Source organism: Cupriavidus sp. H19C3 (genome assembly GCF_049393815.1).
Taxonomy (GTDB): Bacteria; Pseudomonadota; Gammaproteobacteria; order Burkholderiales; family Burkholderiaceae; genus Cupriavidus.
Genome location: NZ_CP184985.1, coordinates 1,085,374 through 1,109,197, shown reverse-complemented (window position 1 = coordinate 1,109,197; position 23,824 = coordinate 1,085,374). Strand labels below are relative to the sequence as shown.

The following is a 23,824-nucleotide window of genomic DNA, read 5'->3' as shown; positions in this document are numbered from 1 at the left end:
TGACCGGCCCATGCCGTGCCCATTGCCACGCCCATGCGTGGCGCCGGCCGGGTGGCATCGTCCTTCCTCATCATGCAGTTTTCCCTTGCACTCGCGCTCGGCGGAGCGCGCCTGAAGGCGCGTCTCGCGCATACGAAGCGATCCCTCGCCGATGGCCTGCAAGCAGCATTCTGGGCCTGCGCGGGAACCGCCGCGGCGATACGCCTGTGCGGCCTGCCATGGCGCTTTGGCGCCAATGCCGCGCTTGATCGCGCGCGCGCCGTGACGTGGGCCGGCAACCATCGCCGCATCCTCGGCGTACCCGCGCGCCTGCGCTATGCCAGCGTGGCACGCCGCAGGCTTGCCCTGCATTCGGCGCTCTACCACACCGAGCCAGGCCTCATGGCGATGATTGCCGATTGCGCCGCCACGCTGGCGCGCACCCGCGACGAGCGCGTGCCGGGCGGGACACCGTGCATCTTCGCGCCGCTCCATGTCTGCGCCGACGCCGTGGCTGCCATGACGGTCGCCATGGTCGCGCCACGCCGTACGCATGTCTACTCGATCTATCCGGACGGGTACTTCGGGGCCAGCCAGATGATTCGCCTGCAGGCGTGCGGCCTGGAACTGATCCAGCACCACCCCGATGAGGCGCCGGCGCAGCAGCGCGCGATGATCCGCGAACTTCGCGCGGGCACCGCCAACCTCGTCATCTTCCCCGACATCCTGCCGCAATTCACCACCGGACTGCTGGGACGCCAGATGCGGACCCGGCCGGTGTCGCTGTTCGGGCGCCCGGCCCGGCTGCATTGCGGCGCCGAGGAACTCGCGCGCCTGGCGGGCGCGACGGTGATTCCCTTTTACATCCACTGGGCCGACGGCCGGCTGGCGATCCGCGTGTTCGATCCGTGCGCCGACACCGACGGCGTGGCGCGCTGCATCGAGCAGGCCTTGCGCGAGCACGGCGACCAGTGGCTTCTCTGGCACTTCCCGTCGCTGTTCTATTTTAACGACGGCGCGGACCGGTAGTCATGTTCAGCTTCAGATCATCTTCGTCGCTCCCGCGACTCCGGGACATCGAGCCCGTCTACCAGGGCGAGACCTCCGAGTGCGGTGTCGCCTGCGCAACCATGCTGCTGCAGGCGCTCGGCATCGATGTCAGCCTGGCCCAGCTGCGCGCGCATCACGGCGCGCCCCTGCTCGGGATGTCGCTCCAGGACCTCGCGGGCATTCTGGCGAGCCATGGCGTGGCAACCGATCCGGTGCGCTTTGCCGGGGATGCGCTGGCGGAACTGCCGCTGCCGGCGATCGTGCATGTCGGTGGCAATCATTTCGTGCTGGCGATGCGCGCCGCCGGCGATTTGTTCCAGGTGTTCGATCCCGCCATGGGCGTCAACCTGATTCCCGGAGCGGTGCTGTCCGACCTGGCCTCCGGTTATGCATTGATCCTCGGCGAATCCGTGACGGCGCTGCCGAGCCAGCGCGTGCGCCGGCGGCGCCGCACGATGTCGCTCGCGCGTGCCGGTGGCGCGAAGCTGGCCACCCTCATGGCAACCGCCGCGGCGCTGTCGTTCCTGGCGCCGCTGTTTGTCGGCATGACCGTCGACAGCGCGCTGAGTCCGACTGGCATGGCGACGTACTGGCAGATCGGGCTGGCCTTCCTGCTGGCGCAGCTTGGTGCCTTTGGGTTCGAGCGCTATAGCGAGCGGATGCTGTATCGGCGCTGCGCGGCCGCGGGCGCGCTGGCCATGAGCCGCGGTTTCGGCCGGCTGGCCAACAACCGGTTGCGCTATTTCTCGCGCCGCACGCCGGGCGAGCTGGTCGAGCGGTTCATGGCGTATGGCCGCGCGGCGCTGGACCGCCTGCGGCTCGATAACACGATGCTTTGCGCGGCGGCGATTGCCCTCGTCAGCGCCGGGATCATGGCCTGGCTGCAGCCGTGGCTGGCGGTCATCAGCCTGGGCGGTATCGCCATCTCCGGGCTGATCACGCAACGCTATATGAGCGAGGCGCAGAGCCTGCGTCTGGAGTCGGAGCGGGTAGCCGCCGCGCAGCATCAATTCCTGCTGGAAACCGTGCAAGGCGTCTCGGCGTGGAAGGCGGCCCTGGCGGTACGTCGCCGCGTGGCGACGCATGCCGGCCAGGTGGCCGCCATCATCGCCAACTGGCGCGAGGTGGCCGACCTCGATGTCCGCAAGCGGACTACCTATGCGCTGCTCGACAACCTGGAATTGCTGGTCATGCTCGGCGTGGTCGCGGCGGCGATGACAAGTGGCCAGCTGACGTTCGGCGGCTTCTACGCATTCGCGTTCCTGCGCCAGATTGCGATCGCGTCCGCCGCGCGCGGGTTCGATGCCTGGGTCGCGGCGCGCGCCAACCGCGTGGCCGAGGCCCGCGCCCAGGACATCTTCGAGCAGGAACGGGACGCGTGCCCCGAGCAGCCCGCGCAGTGGCAGGCCGGACTGAGCATCGCGGGTCTCGAGTTCCGCCACGAGAGCGGCGCGGCCATATTGCGCGATCTCGCGCTCGACATCCGGCGCGGGGAGAAGATCGCGGTGCTGGGGCCGTCGGGCTCGGGCAAGACCACGCTGATGACATTGCTCGCGGGCATGGATGTCCCGCAGGCCGGCGCCTTGCGCATCGATGGCGCGCCGGTGCCGGATTGGCACGCGCTGCGCCGATACTGTTATCTGCAAACCGCGCACGACGTGCTGTTCAGCGGATCGATACTCGACAACGTCGCCATGTCCGCACCCGAGCCGAACCATGCGACGTGTGCGCGGCTGCTCGAGGCCATCGGCCTGGGGCCACGCATCGCGGCCATGCCGGCCGGGCTCGACACCAGAATCTCCGATGCCACCGCTTCGCTGTCGGCCGGCGAGCGCCAGCGACTGCTGGTGGCTCGCGTCCTGTACGCGGCACGTGCGGTCGGCATCTTCGACGAGCCGACCGCCAATCTCGATCGCACCAGCGCGCGGCAGGTCATGGCCGCGATCGTCGCGCATGCCGATGCGGCCATCGTCGTCACCCACGATAGCGCGCACCTCGACCTGTTCGACACCATCTATCTGCTGCACGACGGCAAGCTGAAGCGCGTCACGCGCACGCCCGTCACGCGCACGACTCATACCGGAGGTGCCCATGAGGCTGCCTGAAATTCGCTTCCGCCACCGGCGCGGCCTGGTGGCGATGGTGACCCTGGGCCTGCTTGGGATTGGCACGGCAGGATGGCTGGCGATGCCTGCCGCCGCACCCGACTGGCGCACGGTGGCGGTGCGGCGTGGCGAGATCGAGGAGGTCGTGCTGGCGTCCGGCGTGCTGGCGCCGATCCGGCAGGTCAATGTGGGCGCCCAGGTCAACGGCCAGCTCAGTTCGCTGAAAGTGGCACTGGGCGAGCGCGTCAGGCAAGGGCAACTGCTCGCCGAGATCGACCCGCAGTTGCCGGGCTACGAGCTGCGTCGCGCCGAGGCGGCGCTGCATCACGCCCAGGCGCAACGTGAAGCCAAGGCGGCGCTGCTGCGCCAGCACCGCCTCACGTTGATGCGCGAGACCCGCTTGCGCGAGCAGGGCGCGAATTCCCCCGCCGATCTCGAAGCCGCGCAAAGCCAGGCGGAAGCGTCGCAGGCCGACGTCGCCGCGGCCGAGGCCCAGCTGAAGCAGGCACGCGTGGCGGTGGAGACGGCGCGCGCCAATCTTGCCTATACGCGCATCGTGGCACCGATGGACGGACAGGTGATCGCGATCGTGACGCAGGAAGGCCAGACCGTGGTGTCGGCGCAGACCGCGCCGACCATCCTCGTGCTCGGCGATGTCGACCGCATGCAGGTCAAGGCGAAGATTTCCGAGGCCGACGTGGTCCGCGTGCACGCGGGCCAGGAGGCGTGGTTCTCGATTCTTGGCGCACCGCAACGCAAGTTCCAGGTGTCGCTGCAGAGCGTGGAGCCGTCGCCGCCGCTGGCGCGGCAGGATGCGGCGCCCGAGCCGGGCTCCGCGGGCGGGATCTCCGGGGGCATTTACTACAACGGTCTGCTCGAAGTGGTCAACACGGACGGCATGCTCAAGCCCGCCATGACCGCGCAGGTCTCCATCGTGCTCGGCCGGGCGCGCGATACGCTGCTGGTGCCGGTGGGTGCGCTGGTCGGGCCCGACCGGGCGGGGCGCTATACCGTGCGGGTGCGTCCCGCAGGCAAGCACGCGCGGCTGGAGGCGCGCCAGGTCGAGGTCGGTCTCAACGACCATGTGTCGGCGCAGATTCTCAGCGGGCTCGCCGAGGGCGAACTGGTGGTCGAAGCGCCCGGCGCCGACGAGGCCGGAAAGGAGGCACCATGAAGCCCGGCATCATGCAGGCAGACCTGATGCGCAGGGGCATCATGGGCGATGGCGACGGCTGCGATGGCTGCGACAGCGGCAACAGCTGCGACAGCGGCAACAGCGGCAACAGCGGCAACAGCGGCAACAGCGGCAACAGCGGCAACGACGGCGTCGACGGTGATAACGGCAACCGCGCCGACGATGGCGAGGCGTTGCTGGCCTTGCGCGGCGTGTCGCGGGTGTACCGGAACGGCCGCGACGCCATGACGGTGCTGCACGACGTGGACCTGACCATCTACCGTGGCGAACTGGTGGCGATCATGGGACATTCCGGGTCCGGCAAGTCCACGCTGCTCAATATCCTGGGTTGCCTGGACCGCCCGACCTCGGGCAGCTACCGCATCGCGGGCCAGGACGTGCGCGCCATGGATGCCGATGCACTGGCCGGGCTGCGGCGGGAGTATTTCGGCTTTGTGTTCCAGCGCTACGACCTGCTGCCCCACCTGACCGCCGTCGAGAACGTGAGCATGCCGGCGCTGTACGCCGGGATCGCCGCCAGCGTGCGCCATGCGCGTGCCTGCGAATTGCTGACCGGGCTGGGACTGGCCCACCGGCTCGATTACCGGCCCGACCAGTTGTCGGGTGGGCAGCAGCAGCGCGTCAGCATTGCGCGCGCACTGATCAATGGCGGGACGGTGATCCTCGCCGACGAACCGACCGGCGCGCTGGACCGTGCCAGCCACCAGGAGGTGCTGGGACATCTGCGTGAACTTAACCGGCGCGGACATACGATCGTCATCGTCACGCACGACCCCGACGTCGCCGCCCATGCGGATCGCATCATCGAGATTCGCGACGGCCGTATCGTCGCGGACCGCCAGGTTGCGTCGGCGCAGACGCGCGGGCGTGCGCCGCGGCTGGCGTCCGCGACCGCGACGCCTCGGCGCTTGCGGTTCGATCGCGCCCGTACCGCCCTGGCCATGGCCTGGGCGGCCATGCGCAGCCACCGTCTGCGTACCGCGCTGACGATGCTGGGCATCGTGATCGGCATTGCTTCGGTGATCGCGGTGACGGGGCTGGGCGAGGGCGCCAAGCGTCGGGTGGTGGCGGACCTGCGCACCATCGGCACCCATACCATCGACGTCTTTCCCGGCAAGGACTGGGGCGACGACAGTCCGCAGACGCGCCGCGCGCTCGTCGCGGCCGACCTGCCGGCGTTGTCGGCCTTGCCTTATGTCGACAGCGTCAGCCCGGTGGTGTCCGATTCCGCCATGCTGCGCTTTGGCAATATCAAGCTCAACGTCGAGGTGATCGGTGTGGGCAGCGACCATTTTCGCGTAACTGGTACGCCAGTATCGGCAGGCACCTCGTTTTCCGACGAGGACATCGTGCGCCTCACCCAGGTTGTGGTGATCGATCGCGTGCTGCGCGACCGGCTGTTCGGTGTCGACGCCAATGCGCTAGGCGAGATCGTGCTGGTGGGGCAGGTGCCCTGCCGCGTGATCGGCGTGATCGCCCCGCGCAGGTCGCTGCTCGGCGACAGTCCGGTGCGGCGAGTCTGGATGCCATATTCGACACAGATGAGCCGGTTGAGCACGCGCGATTATTTCGACAGTATCCGGATCCGTCTCAAGCCCGGTCAGGGCAAGGCCCAGGCCCGGGACGTCGAGCGCACGGTGCGCAAGCGCCATGGCCGCGACGACGTCTTTGTCTCGACCAACGACGACATCGTCAAAAGCGTCGAACAGGCGGCCACCACGCTCACGCTGATGGTCTCGGCCATTGCCGTGATCTCGCTGGTGGTGGGCGGCGTCGGGGTGATGAACATCATGCTGGTGTCCGTGAGCGAGCGTACGCGCGAGATCGGCATCCGCATGGCGGTCGGCGCGCGGCAGCGCGATATCCAGCAGCAGTTCCTGATCGAAGCGGTACTGATCTGCCTGATCGGCGGTGTATTCGGCGTGGCCCTGGCCTGGTCGATCGGCGCGATGGTGGGCCTGTTCCAGGATGCCATTGCGATGCATTTTTCACTGTCCGCCGTCGTGGGCGCTTGCCTCACGGCCACCCTGACCGGGGTGGGCTTCGGCTATGTTCCGGCGCGGAATGCGGCACGCCTCGATCCGATCGTGGCGCTGGCAAGGGGATAGCTCATGCGACGGTTTTTCATGGCGGGATGGGGACTCGCCGCATGCCTGTGCAGTGGTTGTGGCAGCTGGCTGCAGACCCCGTACGAACGTCCCACGGTGGCCTTGCCCGACGGCTGGGACGCGGCGCGCCAGATGGCGCCTGCCTCCTCCGCGAGCGCGTCGGACCGGAGCGAGCGCGTCGAGGGCGTTGCGCGCATACAGGGCGTTGAGCGCAGCGACACGGGGCGCTGGTGGGAGGTCTTTGGCGATGCGCAGCTGAACAGCCTGCTCGCACGGGCGCTGGCCCGCAACGCCGATCTGGCGATGGCGGCCATCCGTGTGCGCCGCGCGCAGCTCGAAGCCGGCCTGGCCGATACCAACCTGACGCCCGATGCGACGCTGCGCGCCGACGGCGGGGTCCGCAAGACGCTCAAGGACGGCGCGCCGAGCACGCGCAATTACGGGCTGACGCTGTCCCTCAGCTACGAAATCGACCTGTGGGGCAAGCTCGCGCGTACGCGCGACGTCGCGGCCTGGCGCGCCGAAGCGACGGCGTTCGATCGACAGGGCGTGATGCTGTCGCTGGTTGGCACCACTGCCGTACTGTACTGGACGATTGCCGAGCTGAATGCGCGCATTGCCGATGCACACGCCGATATCGCCGATGCGCGGCGCCTCGAGACCATGGCCGCGGCACGGCACGCGGCGGGCGCCGCCGCCGATGACGAGCCCGCCGTGGCCCGGCGCACGCTGGCCAGCCGTCGCGCATTGCTCGAGCAGTTGCTGCAACAACGCGAGGCCCAGCGCAAGGCGCTGGTCGTCGTGCTGCAGGACACGCTGCCGGAAGCGGTCGTCGCCCGCTATGTGTTGCCGGACGGCGTGGTGCCGGCCATCGCCGCCGGCATACCGGCCAGCGTGCTGGCGGGGCGGCCCGATGTGGCGGCGGCCGAGGCGCGCATCCGCGCCAATCTCGCGGCCTACGATGCCCGGCGCGCCAATTTCTTTCCCACCCTGTCGCTGACCGGATCGGTGGGCGGCAGCAGCCGCGATCTCGGCCAGGTACTGTCCAACCCGCTGGGTACCCTCGGTGGTGGCCTGCTCCTGCCGGTCTTCAACTGGAATGCCACGCGGCTGGCGGTCGGCATTTCACGCACCGAGTACGAGGAATCGGTGGTGTCGTTCGGCAAGACGCTGTACCAGGCCTTTGCCGAAGTCGATGAAGCGCTGGCCGTATGCGATAGTCTCGCCCGCGAGGAGACGCATGTCGGCGCGGCGATGCAACAGGCCGCGGCGGTCGAGGCGGTCAGCGCGGTCCGTTACCGGGCCGGCAAGACTAATATCCGCTTCTGGCTGGACGACCAGCGCGCCCTGCGCGAGGCGCGCGCCGCCGTGGCGCGCAACCGGCTGGGCAGATTGCGCGCGCACATGTCGCTATACCAGGCGCTGGGCGGGGGCGTGTGATCAGCTGTTGCGCGACAGCGCGAGACGCAGCAGGTCGGCCACGGTGTTCACATTGAGCTTTTCCATGATGTTGGCGCGGTGCGCCTCCACCGTCTTGATGGAAATGCCCAGGTCGTCGGCGATCTGCTTGTTGAGGCGGCCGGCCACGATGCGTTCCAGCACCTGCTGTTCGCGCGTGGTCAGCTTGCCGAGCAGGTCCTTGGCCGCGCGCTGCTCGCGTGCGGCGGAGTGGTCGGTGCGGGCCTTCTGCAGCATGCGCTCCACCAGCGCGCGCAACTCCGATTCGTCGAACGGCTTTTCGATAAAGTCGATCGCGCCACGCTTCATGGTGGAAACCGCCATCGGCACGTCGCCGTGGCCCGTGATGAAGACGATCGGAATATTGATGTTCTCGGCGATCATCCGTTCCTGCAGTTCCGGACCGCTCATGCCGGGCATGCGCACATCCAGGATCAGGCACGAGACCTGACCGGCGTCGTAGGCCGCCAGGAATTGCTCGGCGCTATTGAAGCTGCGGACCTGGTAGCCATTGCCCTCGAGCAGCCAGGTCAGCGAGTCGCGCATCGCTTCGTCGTCGTCGACGATAAAGACGGTCTCGCCGCGGTGAGGCGTGGGGTTCGGCGTTGCGGTCATGAAGTCTCCTGGGGCAAGTTCATTTGCAGCGAGTGTAACCGGACTGGGCGCGCCTGCGGCATCTTCGTGATGCGGCAGGCGCATGCCGTAATTATTGCTCAGGCGGGGCCGTATGGATCGGCAGCGTGATCTTGAAGGTGCAGCCGATACCGTCGGGGTTGTTCTCCACCCAGAGGCGGCCCTGGTGCGACTCGATGATCGAGCGGCAGATATTGAGGCCCATGCCCATGCCATCGGACTTGGTGCTGAAGAACGGCTCGAACAGCCGTTCCTTGGTGGCTTCGTCCACGCCGGGGCCCTGGTCGATCACGTCGATGCAGCAGCAGTGGCCGAACTCCACCGGCTCCACGCGCGCGTGGAGCCTGACCACACCGGCCGCGCGCAGGGCGGGCAGGCCGGCCATGGCTTCCACGGCGTTCTTGAGCAGGTTGACCAGCACCTGCTCGATCAGCACCGGGTCCACATACAGCAGCAGCGGCGGGGCGGGCAGGCGCGTGAGGATGGTCACGCGTCGGCGCGTGGCCTCGAGGTCGGCCAGGCCCACCGCATCGGCCACGATATCGTGCAGCGAGGCCTCGCGGCGCTGGGGCTGGCTGCGTTTCACGAAGCCACGGATGCGGCTGATGATGGTGCCGGCGCGCACGGCCTGGGCCGAAGTCTTCTCCAGCACCGGAATCAGGTCCTCGGGCGTGCTGCGGCCCGAGTGCAGGCGTGCCACCGCGCCCATGCAGTAGTTGTTGATCGCGGCCAGCGGCTGGTTGAGCTCGTGCGCGAGCGACGACGCCATCTCGCCCATGGTGGTCAGGCGGCTGGTGAACTGCAGGCGTTCCTCGTGCTGGCGCGCCATTTCCTCGGCGGCCTTGCGCACGGTGATGTCGGTCGCGATCTGCATCTGCGCAAGATGGCCGTCGACCCACTGGATGTAGCGGCGGCGCACCTCGAACCATTTCTGCATGTCCGGCACGAAGACCTCGCGCGCGTCCGACGCGTACGGCATCAGTTCGGACGCGGGCAGGCCGGCATAGGCATCGACATAGTCGGTGTTGTCGCTCGACATCTGCTCCTTGTCGAAGTCGTCGCCGGCGAGCTTGAGATGGCCCTCCGCTTCCCAGCCGAATAGCTGGCGGTAGTAGCGGTTGGCAAACAGCAGCTCGGCCTTGTCGGTGGCGAGCACGGAGACCGCGGCATCGAGACTCTCGAGCACCGTGGTAAAGCGATCGTGCGCGGCGGCCAGCTCCTCGCGCGCGCGCTTGGGCTCGGTGATGTCGGTCATGGAACTCATCCATCCCGTATGGCGGCCGCGGCTGTCCACCAGGGGCGAGACGTACATGCGCGCGAAAAAGCTGCTGCCGTCGCGGCGCATCACGCGCATCTCGTAGCCGGTGGCCGGCGACTTGCCCTGCAGCGTGAGGTCGATCTGCTTCTGCATTTCCTGCTGGTCGTTGGGCGGCCAGTAAGGGAAAGGCGGCATGCGGCCGACCAGGTCGGTCTCCTGCCAGCCCGTCATGCGGCAGAACGCCGGATTGACATAGGTGATGCGGCCATTGAGATCGAGCGCGCGCAGGCCGATCAGCATCGAGTTTTCCATCGCGCGCCGGAACGAGGTCTCGGCCAGCAGCGCCCGCTGCGCTTCCGAGCGGCGGCTGGTATGCCGCCACATGCTCCACAGGCTCCACAGCAGGAAGCACGATAGCCCCACCACCAGCCACAACAGCATGTTGTTGGGCAGGTTCGACGGCGGCGGATACGCATCCGCGCGTAGCGACAGCGAATGGCCTGGCGGGTCGAGCAGCACCTCGTACGACAGCGCATTGCCGGGCACCGGTCGTAACGACGTGCTGGCACGTGTCTGGTTGTTCTTGTCGATCAGCGAGAAGCGGTAGCGCTCGGTCAGCTCGGGCGGCAGCAGGTGGGTCAGGATGCCGTTGATCGAATACAGCGCGCCAAGCGTGCCGAGGAATTCGTTGTCCCGCACGATCGGCACTTCCATCAGCATGAAGCTGTCGCCGCGATCGTTCATGAGCGGGCGTGAATACACCACGCGCTGCGTCTCGCGCGCGGCGTCGAAGGTGTCGAGCACCTCGGGCTCCAGCGGCTGGTCCTGAGTCTCGCGCAGGCGTCCGGCAAACTCCGAGGTCGACGGCAGCGACCAGCGTCCGCGGCGCGTGGCGTCGAGCCAGTTGATAAACACGATCTCGGGGTTCTCGCGCAGGATTTCCTGGGCGGCGGTGCGGTACGCACCCTGGTCGAGCTGGGCGGCGGCAATGTCGCGCGCGAGCGAGGCCATCTGGTCCTGGTTGCTCAGCAGGGACAGCCGCACGCGCTGCTGGGCCCAGGCGGCATCGCGGTAGAGCGCGTCGCGCTGCTGCTGGCGTTCCGTTTCGTGCAGCGACCAGAGGATGACGCCCATCGCCACCGTGAACAGCACGATGGCAACGAGTGGGATGAACATGAACCAGCTGGTGGCCACGAGGTTGCGCCAGCGCAGCCACCACAGCCGGCGCGGCGCGGCGGCATAGGGGCCCTCGCCGGGCTCGCCGTGATCGCCCGGATCGGTGTGGTCGGCGTGACTGGCCTCGTGCGCGGCGCCGTGCGTGTCCCCATGCGGGGCGCGCAGCCCGGCAGCGGCAGGGTGGACCGGATGCAGCGCGTCGAGCGGACCCATCTGCGCCACGAACGGGCCGCCGTCTTGGGGGTGACCTTGGGGGTGACCTTGGGTATGACCTTGCCCGGGACCTTGGGCGCTACCGCGCGCCCCGGCAGCCGGGGGCGCGGGCTTGGCGCCAGCCTCCGGTGTCATCTCCGCCGTGCCGGCGGCCCCGGACGCGCCAGGCGCGACCTCGCCTCCACCGGGGCGGGCGGCGCCTGCTGCGGACGGAGGGAGGGCGGCCATGCGAAGGCCAGCGAGAAGTCGGCGAAGAAACTGCATAAGGGGGGTTTGAGGCTGACCGGCCAGTTTAGCGAGAATATTGCGGTGCGTCGCTTGGGGAAAGCATCTATCTAGTCAGGCACTTTCCGCCTGGCATGCGGCACCGATGGTGCGGCGCAATGCGGTTTCTGATGCACTGCCGCATTATTTCACATTATAAGAAACGACACCGTAATCTGAAAATTTCGCTTGTCAGCCGCTCCTGTGCTTCCATAGAATCGCTTCGACCAATAATGCGGGCGGGCTTCATGCGCCTGCCGTGCGTGAGGATCCGGTACAGGATCCGTCATCGGCCACGCCGCGCTTGCGGCAGATCCCGGTGGCAACCATGGAGCCGCCGCGACGTCACATCGTCATACGGGCCGACTCTCGGCCGACTCGTCCCGCCTACCCGGCGGGGTCGGGCAGGAATTCACCCAGGAGACAGTCATGTCAGCTGTACCAGAGCAGATCCTCGGCGCCAGCAGCGCCAACGACGCAGATCCCCAGGAAACGCATGAATGGCTCGATGCCCTCCAGGGTGTCATCGCCGCCGAGGGCCCGGAGCGGGCGGCCTTCCTGATCGACAAGCAGATCGAATACGCACGCGTGAACGGCGTTACGCAGCCGTTCCACGCCGAGACCCAGTACATCAATACCATCCCGGTGGAGCTGCAGGCCCGCATCCCCGGTGATCAGGACATCGAGCACACCATCCGCTCGTACACGCGCTGGAACGCGATGGCGATGGTGCTGCGTGCCAACAAGCACACCAATGTCGGCGGTCATATCTCGTCGTTCGCTTCGGCCGCGACGCTCTACGACGTCGGCTACAACCATTTCTGGCGCGCGCCCTCCGAGGCGCACGGCGGCGATCTCGTCTTCGTGCAGGGCCACTCGGCCCCGGGCGTGTATTCGCGCGCCTTCCTGCTGGGCCGCCTGACCCCGGACCAGCTCGACAACTTCCGCCAGGAAGTGGACGGCAAGGGTATCTCGTCGTACCCGCACCCGTGGCTGATGCCGGACTTCTGGCAGTTCCCGACCGTGTCGATGGGCCTCGGCCCGATCATGGCGATCTACCAGGCCCGCTTCATGAAGTACCTGGACAGCCGCGGTCTGGCCAAGGCAGGCGACCGCAAGGTGTGGGCCTTCCTCGGCGACGGCGAGACCGACGAGCCTGAATCGCTGGGCGCGATCGGCATGGCCGGCCGTGAAAAGCTGGACAACCTGGTGTTCGTGATCAACTGCAACCTGCAGCGCCTGGACGGTCCGGTGCGCGGCAACGGCAAGATCATCCAGGAACTGGAAGCGGAATTCCGCGGCGCCGGCTGGAACGTGATCAAGGTGGTGTGGGGCAGCCGCTGGGACTCCCTGCTGGCACGCGACACCAAGGGCCTGCTGATGAAGCGCATGATGGAATGCGTGGACGGCGAGTACCAGACCTTCAAGGCCAAGGATGGCGCCTACGTGCGCGAGCATTTCTTCAACACGCCGGAACTGAAGGCGATGGTGGCGGACTGGTCCGACGACGACATCTGGCGCCTGAACCGTGGCGGCCACGATCCGCACAAGGTCTACGCCGCCTACAAGGCCGCCAGCGAGCACAAGGGCCAGCCGACGCTGATCCTGGCCAAGACCATCAAGGGCTACGGCATGGGCGATGCCGGCCAGGCCATGAACGTGGCCCACCAGCAGAAGAAGATGCCGGTCGAGTCGATCCGCAAGTTCCGCGACCAGTTCCTGATCCCGGTGCCGGACGACCAGCTCGAGCAGGTGCCGTACCTCACCTTCGAGGAGGGCTCGAAGGAACTGGAATACATGCGCGCGCGCCGCATGGAACTCGGTGGCTACCTGCCGGCCCGCCGCCGCCAGGCCGAGCCGCTCAAGGTGCCGGAGCTGTCGGCGTTCGAGGCGCTGCTCAAGGCTACCGGCGAAGGCCGCGAAGTGTCCACCACGATGGCCTTCGTGCGGATCCTGAATACGCTGCTCAAGGACAAGCAGATCGGCAAGCACGTGGTGCCCATCATCCCCGACGAGTCGCGCACGTTCGGCATGGAAGGCCTGTTCCGCCAGGTCGGCATCTGGAACCAGCAGGGCCAGAAGTACGTGCCGGAAGACCACGACCAGCTGATGTTCTACAAGGAATCGCAGACCGGTCAGGTCCTGCAGGAAGGCATCAACGAAGCCGGCGCCATGTGCGACTGGATCGCCGCCGCCACCGCGTACTCGACGCACGGCGTGCAGATGATCCCGTTCTACATCTACTACTCGATGTTCGGCATCCAGCGTATCGGCGACCTGTGCTGGGCGGCTGCGGACATGCGTTCGCGCGGCTTCCTGCTGGGCGGTACCTCGGGCCGGACCACGCTCAACGGTGAGGGCCTGCAGCACGAGGACGGCCACTCGCACGTGTTCCACGCCGCCATCCCCAACTGCATCTCGTACGACCCGACGTTCCAGTACGAACTCGCGGTCATCATGCAGGACGGCCTGCGCCGCATGTACGCCGAACAGGAAGACGTGTACTACTACCTGACGGTGATGAACGAGAACTACGAGCATCCGGAAATGCCGGCTGGCGTGGAAGCGGACATCATCAAGGGCATGTATCAGTTCCGCAAGGGCGTGGAGAACAGCAATGCACCGCGCGTGCAACTGCTGGGCTCGGGCACGATCTTCCGCGAAGTGATCGCCGCCGCCGACCTGCTCAAGCAGGACTGGGGCGTGGAGTCCGACCTGTGGGGTTGCCCGGGCTTTACCGAACTGGCCCGCGAAGGCCAGGCCGTGGACCGCTACAACCTGCTGCACCCGACCGAGACGCCGCGCGAGTCGTTCGTCACCCAGAAGCTCAAGGGTGCGCGCGGTCCCGTCATCGCCTCGACCGACTATGTGCGTGCCTTCGCCGAGCAGATCCGCCCGTTCGTGCCGCGCCGCTACGTGGTGCTCGGCACCGACGGCTTCGGCCGCTCGGATACGCGCGAGAAGCTGCGCCACTTCTTCGAGGTGGATCGCTACTGGGTCACGCTGGCCGCGCTGAAGGCGCTGGCCGATGAAGGCGCGATCCCGCGCGAGAAGGTGGCCGAGGCCATCAAGAAGTACAACCTCGACCCGTCCAAGCCGAACCCGATGTCGGTCTGATTCCCCGCACAAGACGCAAGAAACCCCCGCAGCGCGGCACCCGCCGTGCCGCGGGCGCCCCCGGCTGCCCCGGCGGGCGCCATGCGGCGTGGCGACATGACAGATCCTTGCGGTGAGAGTAATCTCGCGCGCTACGTCTGTCGCACATGCTGGCTGCCCAGGAGAGACACTGAATGAGTCAAGCGATTGAAATCAAGGTGCCGGATATCGGCGACTATGACGCCGTTCCCGTCATCGAAGTGCATGTCAAGCCCGGCGATACCATCAACGCCGAGGATGCGCTGGTGACGCTGGAGTCCGACAAGGCCACGATGGACGTGCCGTCGCCGCAGGCGGGCACCGTCAAGGAAGTCCGCATCAAGGTGGGCGACAACGTGGCGGAAGGCTCCGTGCTGGTGATGCTGGAGCCGGCTGGCCAGGCCGCTGCCCCGGCCGCCGCACCTGCCGCCGCGCCGGCTCCGGCTCCCGCCGCGGCTGCTCCGGCCCCGGCCGCGCCCGCTCCCGCGCCATCCCCGGCACCCGCCGCAGGCGGCGGCACCATCGAAGTGAAGGTGCCCGATATCGGCGACTACGACGCCGTGCCGGTGATCGAGGTCCATGTGAAGGCCGGCGATACGATCAATGCCGAGGACGCCCTCGTCACGCTCGAGTCGGACAAGGCGACCATGGACGTGCCGTCGCCGCAGGCCGGCAAGGTCAAGGAAGTGAAGGTCAAGGTCGGCGACAACGTGTCCGAAGGCACGCTGATCCTGGTGCTGGAAGGCGCCGGCGGCGCGGCTGCCCCGGCCCCCGCGGCCGCGCCGGCCCCGGCTGCGGCGGCATCCGCTCCCGCTCCCGCGGCGGCCGCACCGGCACCGGCACCCGCTCCCACACCCGCGGCGGCGCCTGCTGCCGCACCGGTGCAAGGTGCCACCGGCAAGGCCGCCCATGCGAGCCCGTCGGTGCGCAAGTTCGCGCGCGAGCTCGGCGTGGACGTATCGCGCGTGCCAGGTACCGGTCCCAAGGGCCGTATCACGCAGGAAGACGTGCAGGGCTTCGTCAAGGGCGTGATGACCGGCCAGGCCGCGGCGCCCGCGCAGGCGGCTGCCGCTGGCGCCGGCGGTGGCGGCGAACTGAACCTGCTGCCGTGGCCGAAGGTCGATTTCAGCCGCTTCGGCGAATTCGAAAGCAAGCCGCTGTCGCGCATCAAGAAGATCTCGGGCGCAAACCTGCATCGCAACTGGGTCATGATTCCGCACGTCACCAACAATGACGAGGCCGATATCACCGACCTGGAAGCGTTCCGCGTGCAGTTGAACAAGGAAAACGAGAAGTCCGGCGTCAAGGTGACCATGCTCGCGTTCCTGATCAAGGCTACGGTGGCGGCGCTCAGGAAGTTCCCGAACTTCAATACCTCGCTCGACGGCGACAACCTGGTCTTCAAGAAGTACTTCAATATTGGCTTTGCCGCCGATACCCCGAATGGTCTGGTCGTTCCGGTGCTGAAGGACGCCGACAAGAAGGGCGTGCTCGAAATCAGCCAGGAAATGGGCGAGCTGGCCAAGGCCGCGCGCGAAGGCAAGCTCAAGCCGGACCAGATGCAGGGCGGCTGCTTCTCGATCTCGTCGCTGGGCGGCATTGGCGGCACGCACTTCACGCCGATCATCAATGCGCCGGAAGTGGCCATCATGGGCGCCAGCAAGTCGTACATGAAGCCGGTGTGGGACGGCAAGCAGTTCGTGCCGCGCCTGATGCTGCCGCTGTCGCTGTCGTATGACCATCGCGTCATCGACGGTGCCGAGGCGGCCCGCTTCAACGCGTTCCTCGGCCAGTTGCTGGCGGATTTCCGCCGCATCATTCTCTGAACGCGACGTCAGCGCGACGGGTGGGCCGGCCTGATGCCGGACCACCTGTTCCGATGCCCGCCGCATTCGCGCAGATACCCGATTCCGGAGGCCAGCCATGACTACCTGCGTTGTCGTCAGGAAAGGCGCCGAGGTGGCGATCGCGGCCGACGCGCTGGTCACCTTCGGCGATACCCGTCTGTCGCGCGCCTACGAGCGCAACCAGAAAGTATTTCCGATTGGCGACAGCTTTGTCGCGCTGGCGGGTACCACCGCGCATTTTCCCGTCATGCGCAGCCTGCTGGCGGGCATGGGCGAGGAATGCCGGCTCGGTTCGCGCGACGATGTGTTCCGCACCTTCCTCAAGGTGCATGAGCGGCTCAAGTCGGAATACTTCATCAATACCAAGGAAGACGAGGACGATCCCTACGAGTCGTCGCAGATCGTCTGCCTGATCGCCAATCCGTACGGCATTTACGGCGTGTACTCGTACCGCGAGGTGTTTTCGTTCGACCGCTTCTGGGGCATCGGCTCGGGACGCAACTACGCGCTCGGCGCGATGCACGCGGTGTACGACCGTGCCGACCTTGGCGCCGGCGAGATCGCGCGTATCGGCGTCGATGCGGGCGTGGAGTTCGACAAGAGTTCGGCGGGACCGATCGATGTCCATGTCGTCCGCCTGCAGGACGCGGCAACCCACAACGAAGGCGCGGCCTGACCCCGTGGCGGGGCGGCGCGCATTGAGGAGCTAAGCATGAGTGTGACCGAAGTCAAGGTGCCGGATATCGGCGATTTCGACGCGGTGGAGGTAATCGAGGTGCTGGTCAAGCCCGGCGACACGGTGGAAGAAGAGCAGTCGCTCATCGTCCTCGAGTCGGACAAGGCCAGCATGGACGTGCCGTCGTCGGCCGCCGGCAAGGTGGTCGAGGTGCGCGTCAAAGTCGGCGACAAGGTGGCCAAGGGCGCCGTGATCTGCACGCTGGAAGCCGCTGCCGGCGCGGCTGCGGCACCGGCTCCGGCCGCTGCGCCCGCGCCTGCGCCGGCCCCCGCGGCGGCAGCGCCGGCCCCGACCGCGGCTCCCGCTGCCGCCACGCATGCGGGTGGCGCCGATATCCAGTGCGAGATGCTCGTGCTGGGCTCGGGCCCCGGCGGCTATTCGGCGGCCTTCCGCTCGGCCGACCTGGGCATGAACACCGTGCTGGTGGAGCGCTATGCCACGCTCGGCGGCGTGTGCCTGAACGTGGGCTGCATTCCGTCGAAGGCGCTGCTTCATAACGCGGCCGTGATCGACGAAGCCAAGGCGCTGGCGGCGCATGGCGTGGTGTTTGGCGAGGCGCAGATCGACCTGCCCAAGCTGCGCCAGTACAAGGACAGCGTGGTCGGCAAGCTGACCGGCGGCCTGGCCGGCATGGCCAAGGCGCGCAAGGTGCAGGTCGTGCGCGGCATCGGCACCTTCCTCGACCCGCACCACCTCGAGGTGCAGGAGACCGACGGCGACGGCGCGGCGACCACGGGCAAGAAGACCGTCATCCGTTTCGAGAAGGCCATCATCGCGGCCGGCAGCCAGGCCGTGAAGCTGCCGTTCATTCCGGAAGACCCGCGCATCTTCGACTCGACGGGTGCGCTGGACCTGCCCGAGATTCCCAAGAAGATGCTCGTCATCGGCGGCGGCATCATCGGGCTGGAAATGGCGACCGTCTACAGCACGCTCGGCGCGCGTCTCGACGTGGTGGAAATGCTCGACGGCCTGATGCAGGGTGCGGACCGCGACCTGGTCAAGGTGTGGGAGAAGATGAACAAGCATCGCTTCGACAACGTGATGCTGAAGACCAAGACCGTCGGCGTGGAAGCAAAGCCGGATGGCATCTACGTGAAGTTCGAGGGCGACGCCGCGCCGAAGGACCCGGTGCGCTACGACCTCGTGCTGGTGTCGGTGGGCCGCACGCCCAACGGCAAGAAGATCGGCGCCGAGAAGGCTGGCGTGGCCGTGACCGAGCGCGGCTTTATCGAGGTCGACAAGCAGATGCGCACCAACGTGCCGCATATCTATGCGATCGGCGATATCGTCGGTCAGCCCATGCTGGCGCACAAGGCCGTGCACGAGGGCCACGTGGCCGCCGAAGCTGCGCATGGCGAGAAGGCGTACTTCGACGCCCGGCAGATTCCGTCGGTAGCCTATACCGATCCGGAGGTGGCCTGGGCCGGCCTGACCGAAGACCAGTGCAAGGCGCAGGGCATCAAGTACGGCAAGGGCGTGTTCCCGTGGGTGGCGTCCGGCCGCGCCATCGCCAATGGCCGCGACGAGGGCTTTACCAAGCTGATCTTCGATGAGGAAACCCATCGCATCATCGGTGGCGGCATCGTCGGCACCCATGCCGGCGACCTGATCGGCGAGATCTGCCTGGCGATCGAGATGGGCGCAGATGCGGTCGATATCGGCAAGACCATCCATCCGCACCCGACGCTCGGCGAGTCGATCGGCATGGCGGCCGAGATCTACGAAGGCGTCTGCACGGACGTTCCCCCGCCGCGCAAGCGCTAAGCGTCAACCCCTCGTCCGCGTGGCGAGGGGCTGACGACGAACGCGCGGAAAGCAGCGCCGGAACGCTGCGAAGAAGCAAAAAAAAGCCCGGCGGTCCGTTGGGACGCCGGGTTTGAACGATACCTTCAGATTCGGTACCGAGGAGACAGGGGTACGGGGTCGCAGTGTCAGCCGCAGTGTCGACACCTCTGTGTCGAGCCTCTGTGTCGAGCCTCTGTGTCGACTCCCAGGGGTTGAATCCCAGGTTTGAATCCCAGGTTTGAATCCCGGGTTTGAATCCCAGGTTTGAATCCCAGGTTTGAATCCCAGGTTTGAATCCCAGGTTTGAATCCCAGGTTTGAATCCCGTTGGCAAAGCGCGCCGCATGGCGATGCGTCATGCATGATGTGTCATGCGCGGTGGGCTTTGCCAACGGACCGGCGCCAGGCCGGTCGTTGGGGGCAACCGGCCGGAGCCGGTTGCGGGTACAGCTAGCGATGCCGTGCGATCAGACCGGGGCGCCGGCCGACTTCTTGGCGGCGCTGCGGGCCGTGGCGCTGGCTTGCTGGGCAGCCTTGCTCGCGGCGGTCGCGGCAGCCTGGAAATTGCTTTCGGCGATTTCCACAGCTTGCTTGGTGGCCTTCTGGACCGACTCGTAGGCGTTGTTGGCGGCCGAGATGGCCGACTTCACGATGGCCACGGTCGATTCCGAACCGGCCGGTGCGTTCTTGGCGAAGTTGTCGACGAGGGCTTGCACCTTCTTCGAGCCTTCGGCCAGCTGGGCTTCCGCAACCTTGGTGAACTCGCTCTGGGTTTCCGAGGCGATTTCATACAGGTGGCGCGTGTAGGCCAGGGTCTTCTCGGCAACCGGCTGGACCAGCGAGGCCTGGATGGCCAGCAGCTCCTGCGCGTCCTTGGCCGACAGCGCCTTCTTGGCGTTATCGACATTCTCGGCAAACGTGGCCTTGACCACCTGCAGGTTCAGTTCAACAAGCTTTTCAACGCCTTCGAAGGCCTTGGTGGTCAGACCGAACAGGGTCTCCAGGTTGGCTTTTTGCGCTGCTGCTACTTGTTCCGGGGTGAGAATCATTGCTGGTCTCCAGTGGTGAAGTGGTGAGCTCGAAGATGCAAACTTCAAGGTCAAGCAAATTGAAAACTAAGTCGCCCAGATGTCAGAGCCGTGAAGTCCGCGGTATCACCTGCGGCTTTTCGCAGCCAGCCCGAGCGTATTGATTTAACCTTTGCGTCGGCACCTTGGAAGGGGGCCTGCCTTCGGTCCTTCGGACCTTCGGGGTAACCTCCGGATAACCATGGTGCGCCGCAACAATTCCAATTCTAAGGGTTGTCTCATTGGAGTCAAGCGCTTTTTGTGCGTCGCACAATAAATCGTGCGGAAATCTCCTCTGAAAAGGCACGGCTCGCCACCTGAGGGCGTTCGCCTCAGGGTATCTCCCTATCAAGATCGGCCGATCGGTGATGCCGCGGTGCGGGAAGGCAAAGGTGTTTCCATGCCTTTCCGCGTGCGCACGGCGACGGTGCTACCATCGCACGTTATCCTGCCGCCGCGCGGGGCCCGGTCATCCCAGGGTGGGGTCCCATGGTGCGGCCACTGTGCGTGGCCGGACCGCGCCCGTGCCGCGCCGGCATGCACTGCCCACGCGCTACCCTCCGTCTCCAGCCGATGCTCGCTTTCTACGCCGATCACTTTGTCCTGCCGCTGCCGCCCGGCCATCGGTTTCCGATGCGCAAGTACAGCATGCTGCGTGACGCCGTGATGGCCGGAGTCGAAGACATTGCCTTGCGCGAGGCGCCGCGCGCCGATGACGAGGCGCTCGGCCTTGCGCATACCGCCGACTACATCGCGGCGGTATCGTCTGGCGCGCTGGACCCCGCGCGCCAGCGCGAGATCGGGTTTCCGTGGTCGCCGGAGATGGTGGAGCGTTCGCGCCGGTCGGCCGGTGCCACCATCGCCGCCTGTCGCGTGGCGCTTGCCGAAGGCATCGCCGTCAATCTGGCCGGCGGCACCCATCATGCCTACGCCGACAAGGGCGCCGGCTTCTGCGTGTTCAACGACGCAGCCATCGCCGCACGCACGCTGCAGCGCGACGGGGCCGGTCACGGGACCGGCACAGGGACCGGCACAGGGACCGGCACAGGGACCGAGGATCGGGCCAACTGTCGGGCAGGCGGGGCAGGCGGGGCAGGCGGGGCTGGCGACCGGGAGCGGGGCGGGGCGCCCGAGCGGGCGCGCGTGCGCCGGGTCGCGGTGATCGACCTCGATGTCCATCAGGGCAACGGCACCGCGGCGATCCTGCGCGACGATCCCACCATTTTTACGCTCTCGCTCCATGGCGAGAAGAATTATCCGTTCCGCAAGGAAGCGAGCGATCTCGACGTCGGCCTGCCCGACGGTTGCGACGACGATACCTACGCGGAAGCGCTCTCCGGCGCGCTCGCTACGCTGTTCGCGCGCTTTACCCCCGACCTGCTGATCTATCTGGCCGGGGCCGACCCGCATGAGGGCGATCGCCTGGGCCGGTTGCGCCTGACGATGCAGGGACTGGCCCGGCGCGATGCGCTGGTGTTCGAGGCCGGGCTCGCGCGCGACCTGCCGATCGCCGTCGCCATGGCGGGCGGCTATGGCCACGAGATCGAGAATACCGTGGCCGTGCACCTCCAGACCGTAACGATGGCGGCCCGCTATCACCAGTTGTATCGGCAGCGCCACCCTGGCGCGCGTCGCAACCTGCCGGCACCCCGGCGGGGGTGCCCGCCGCGTGCGCGGAGGCGGCGTCGTGACCGCCCCGGGTGCCACGGTCGTGGAGACGCGCGCCTCCGCCGGCGGGCGGCTGTGGGTGGCCGCCATGCCGTGGCTGTTCGTGCTGATCTGGAGCACCGGTTTTATCGTCGCCAAGTACGGCATGCCGCATGCCGAGCCGATGACACTGCTGTTTCTGCGTTTTGTCGGCGTGCTGGTGCTGATGGTGCCGTTCGTGATCGTGGCGCGCGTGCCGTTGCCGCAACGCGCGCATGGCGCCGGCACCGACTGGCGCCGTGTCGGCCATCTCGCGGTGGCGGGCCTGTTCCTGCAGGCCGGTTATCTCGGCGGCGTCTGGGCGGCCATCAAGCTCGGCATGCCGGCGGGTCTGTCCGCGCTGATCGTGGGCATGCAGCCGGTGCTGACCGCGCTCATCGTCACGCGCATGGGCGAACGCGTGCATCCGGTGCAGTGGGCGGGGCTGATGCTGGGCATCGTCGGCGTGGGCCTGGTCGTGGCCAACAAGCTCCATGCCACCGGGTTGTCGCCGGCCAGTCTCGCGCTGTCCGTCGCCGCGCTGTTCTCCATCACCATCGGCACGCTCTACCAGAAGCATTTCTGCCCGGTGTTCGACCTGCGCATGGGCTCGGTCATCCAGTTCGGTGCAGCGGCACTCGCGTGCCTGCCGTTCATGTTTGCCTTCGAGACGCGCGTGGTGCACTGGGACCTGGAGCTGGTCGGCGCGCTCGCATGGTCGGTGGTCGCGCTGTCGATCGGGGCGATCTCGCTGCTGTTCCTGCTGATCCGGCAGGGCGCCGCCACCAAGGTTTCGAGCCTGATGTATCTGACCCCGCCTACCACCGCGGTGATGGCCTGGCTGCTGTTCGGCGAGCGTTTCTCGCCGCTCGCGGCGGCAGGCATGGCGCTTGCTGCGGTGGGTGTGGCCCTTGTGATCCGACGCTGAATGCCATCCTCGATGAAAGCCGAACCGGACCGCCGCGGTGCGTATGCGCACTTCCATCCGATCACCACGCGTTGGATGGATAACGATGTGTATGGCCACGTCAACAACGTTGTCTACTACAGTTATTTCGATACCGTCGTCAACGCGCACCTGATCGAGGAAGGCGTGCTCGATTTTGCCGCGGGCCAGGTCATCGGGCTGGTGATCGAGACCCAGTGCAACTATTTTTCGTCGCTAAGCTTTCCCGACACGGTGGTCGCGGGGCTGCGGGTTGCGCGCATCGGCACGTCGAGCGTGCGCTACGAGGTGGGCCTGTTCCGCAACGACGAGGACGTCGCGTCGGCGCAAGGGCACTTCGTGCACGTCTATGTCGACCGTGAGACGCGTCGTCCGACGGCGTTGCCGCCGGCGCTGCGGACGGCGCTCGAGCGACTGGTCATGACCAACACCAACAAGGAGACCCGCTAGCATGACGAGTGCCATGCCCACCGCGCAGGACAGCCAGACGGACGCCGGAATCGTCGACCGCGCCATTGTCACGCGCCGCTCGATCCGCGCCTTTCTCGATACGCCGGTGCCGCGCGAAACCATCGAGGAAATCCTCACGGTGGCGAGCCGGGCGCCATCGGGCACCAATGCCCAGCCGTGGCGCGTGTATGTGCTGTCGGGCGATGCCAAGGCGAGGCTGTGCGCGGATGTGCTGGCGGCCTACGACGACCCCGAGCGTGACAGCAAGTATCGCGAGGAGTATCCGTACTATCCGCGCGAGTGGGTCAATCCTTATCTCGCGCGCCGGCGCAAGATCGGCTGGGATCTGTATGGCCTGCTGCAGATCAGCCGCGAGGACAAGGCCCGCATGCACGAACAGCATGCGCGCAACTTCCAGTTTTTCGACGCGCCGGTGGGAATGATCTTCACGATCGACCGGATCATGGAGCAGGGCAGCTGGCTCGACTACGGCATGTTCCTGCAGAGCATCATGGTAGCTGCGCGCGGACGGGGGCTCGATACCTGTCCGCAGGCGGCCTTCACGCAATTCCACAGCATCATCCGCAACCACTTGCGGCTGACCGAGGACGAGATGGTGGTATGCGGCATGGCGCTGGGCTATGCCAATCCGGAAGCGATTGAAAATCAGCTGATCACGGAGCGTGAACCGGTCAGCGGGTTCGCGCGTTTCCTTTCCTGACGTTTCCGGGCGC

Annotated in this window: 15 protein-coding genes and 1 pseudogene; 13 read left to right on the top strand and 3 right to left on the bottom strand. The window is 67.0% G+C overall.

Features of this window, described 5'->3' with window-relative positions; all coding sequences use genetic code 11:
- The first annotated feature begins 15 nt into the window (after window positions 1–15).
- Genes DFLDMN_RS04960 through DFLDMN_RS04940 form a run of 5 tightly spaced genes read left to right on the top strand, consistent with a single transcriptional unit; the run spans window position 16 to window position 7,877 of the window.
- Window positions 16–1,008, top strand: coding sequence for a hypothetical protein (locus DFLDMN_RS04960; RefSeq protein ID WP_423197372.1), 993 nt, complete (start codon window positions 16–18; stop codon window positions 1,006–1,008).
- Window positions 1,009–1,010: 2 nt separating this feature from the next.
- Entirely contained in the window at window positions 1,011–3,134 is a 2,124-nt protein-coding gene (locus DFLDMN_RS04955) for an ATP-binding cassette domain-containing protein (RefSeq protein ID WP_423197371.1), read from the top strand.
- Window positions 3,121–4,308: an efflux RND transporter periplasmic adaptor subunit gene (locus DFLDMN_RS04950; RefSeq protein WP_423197370.1), complete on the top strand. Its 1,188-nt coding sequence runs from the start codon at window positions 3,121–3,123 to the stop codon at window positions 4,306–4,308. Before DFLDMN_RS04955 ends, DFLDMN_RS04950 begins: the two co-directional genes overlap by 14 nt.
- Window positions 4,305–6,437: a MacB family efflux pump subunit gene (locus tag DFLDMN_RS04945; RefSeq protein ID WP_423197369.1), complete on the top strand. Its 2,133-nt coding sequence runs from the start codon at window positions 4,305–4,307 to the stop codon at window positions 6,435–6,437. The genes DFLDMN_RS04950 and DFLDMN_RS04945 overlap by 4 nt, the downstream gene beginning before the upstream one ends.
- A 3-nt stretch (window positions 6,438–6,440) precedes the next feature.
- Window positions 6,441–7,877 carry an efflux transporter outer membrane subunit gene (locus tag DFLDMN_RS04940; protein ID WP_423197368.1) on the top strand — a complete coding sequence of 479 codons (1,437 nt, stop codon included), beginning with the start codon at window positions 6,441–6,443 and terminating at the stop codon, window positions 7,875–7,877.
- Here the strand turns inward: DFLDMN_RS04940 and DFLDMN_RS04935 are convergent, their stop codons facing one another.
- Window positions 7,878–8,510, bottom strand: coding sequence for a response regulator transcription factor (locus DFLDMN_RS04935; protein WP_423197367.1), 633 nt, complete (start codon window positions 8,508–8,510; stop codon window positions 7,878–7,880). It abuts the gene before it with no gap.
- A 91-nt stretch (window positions 8,511–8,601) separates the two neighbouring features.
- Window positions 8,602–11,175: a PAS domain S-box protein gene (locus tag DFLDMN_RS04930; RefSeq protein ID WP_423198323.1), complete on the bottom strand. Its 2,574-nt coding sequence runs from the start codon at window positions 11,173–11,175 to the stop codon at window positions 8,602–8,604.
- A 693-nt stretch (window positions 11,176–11,868) separates the two neighbouring features.
- Here DFLDMN_RS04930 and aceE point away from each other — a divergent pair.
- From aceE to lpdA, 4 genes are all read left to right on the top strand, one after another.
- Complete coding sequence (gene aceE, locus DFLDMN_RS04925) at window positions 11,869–14,556, top strand: pyruvate dehydrogenase (acetyl-transferring), homodimeric type (RefSeq protein ID WP_423197366.1); 2,688 nt, start codon at window positions 11,869–11,871, stop codon at window positions 14,554–14,556.
- Between the two features lie 173 nt (window positions 14,557–14,729).
- Window positions 14,730–16,400: a dihydrolipoyllysine-residue acetyltransferase gene (aceF, locus tag DFLDMN_RS04920; RefSeq protein ID WP_423197365.1), complete on the top strand. Its 1,671-nt coding sequence runs from the start codon at window positions 14,730–14,732 to the stop codon at window positions 16,398–16,400.
- 97 nt (window positions 16,401–16,497) lie between these two features.
- Window positions 16,498–17,097, top strand: coding sequence for an MFS transporter (locus tag DFLDMN_RS04915; RefSeq protein ID WP_423197364.1), 600 nt, complete (start codon window positions 16,498–16,500; stop codon window positions 17,095–17,097).
- A 36-nt stretch (window positions 17,098–17,133) separates the two neighbouring features.
- Window positions 17,134–18,921 carry a dihydrolipoyl dehydrogenase gene (gene lpdA, locus DFLDMN_RS04910; RefSeq protein ID WP_423197363.1) on the top strand — a complete coding sequence of 596 codons (1,788 nt, stop codon included), beginning with the start codon at window positions 17,134–17,136 and terminating at the stop codon, window positions 18,919–18,921.
- Between the two features lie 487 nt (window positions 18,922–19,408).
- Here the strand turns inward: lpdA and phaP1 are convergent, their stop codons facing one another.
- The gene (gene phaP1 / locus DFLDMN_RS04905) at window positions 19,409–19,990 is read right to left on the bottom strand and encodes a TIGR01841 family phasin PhaP1 (RefSeq protein WP_423197362.1); all 582 of its coding nucleotides are present in this window, start codon (window positions 19,988–19,990) and stop codon (window positions 19,409–19,411) included.
- A 591-nt stretch (window positions 19,991–20,581) separates the two neighbouring features.
- Between phaP1 and DFLDMN_RS04900 the strand changes: the two are divergent.
- From DFLDMN_RS04900 to DFLDMN_RS04885, 4 genes and pseudogenes are all read left to right on the top strand, one after another.
- A pseudogene (locus DFLDMN_RS04900) lies at window positions 20,582–21,607 on the top strand (histone deacetylase); the annotation flags it as partial.
- 157 nt (window positions 21,608–21,764) lie between these two features.
- Complete coding sequence (locus tag DFLDMN_RS04895) at window positions 21,765–22,622, top strand: DMT family transporter (RefSeq protein ID WP_423198322.1); 858 nt, start codon at window positions 21,765–21,767, stop codon at window positions 22,620–22,622.
- A gap of 12 nt (window positions 22,623–22,634) precedes the next feature.
- Window positions 22,635–23,090, top strand: a complete 456-nt coding sequence (locus tag DFLDMN_RS04890; RefSeq protein ID WP_423197361.1) for an acyl-CoA thioesterase — start codon at window positions 22,635–22,637, stop codon at window positions 23,088–23,090.
- A 1-nt stretch (window position 23,091) separates the two neighbouring features.
- Window positions 23,092–23,811: a nitroreductase gene (locus tag DFLDMN_RS04885; RefSeq protein ID WP_423197360.1), complete on the top strand. Its 720-nt coding sequence runs from the start codon at window positions 23,092–23,094 to the stop codon at window positions 23,809–23,811.
- Window positions 23,812–23,824 lie beyond the last annotated feature (13 nt).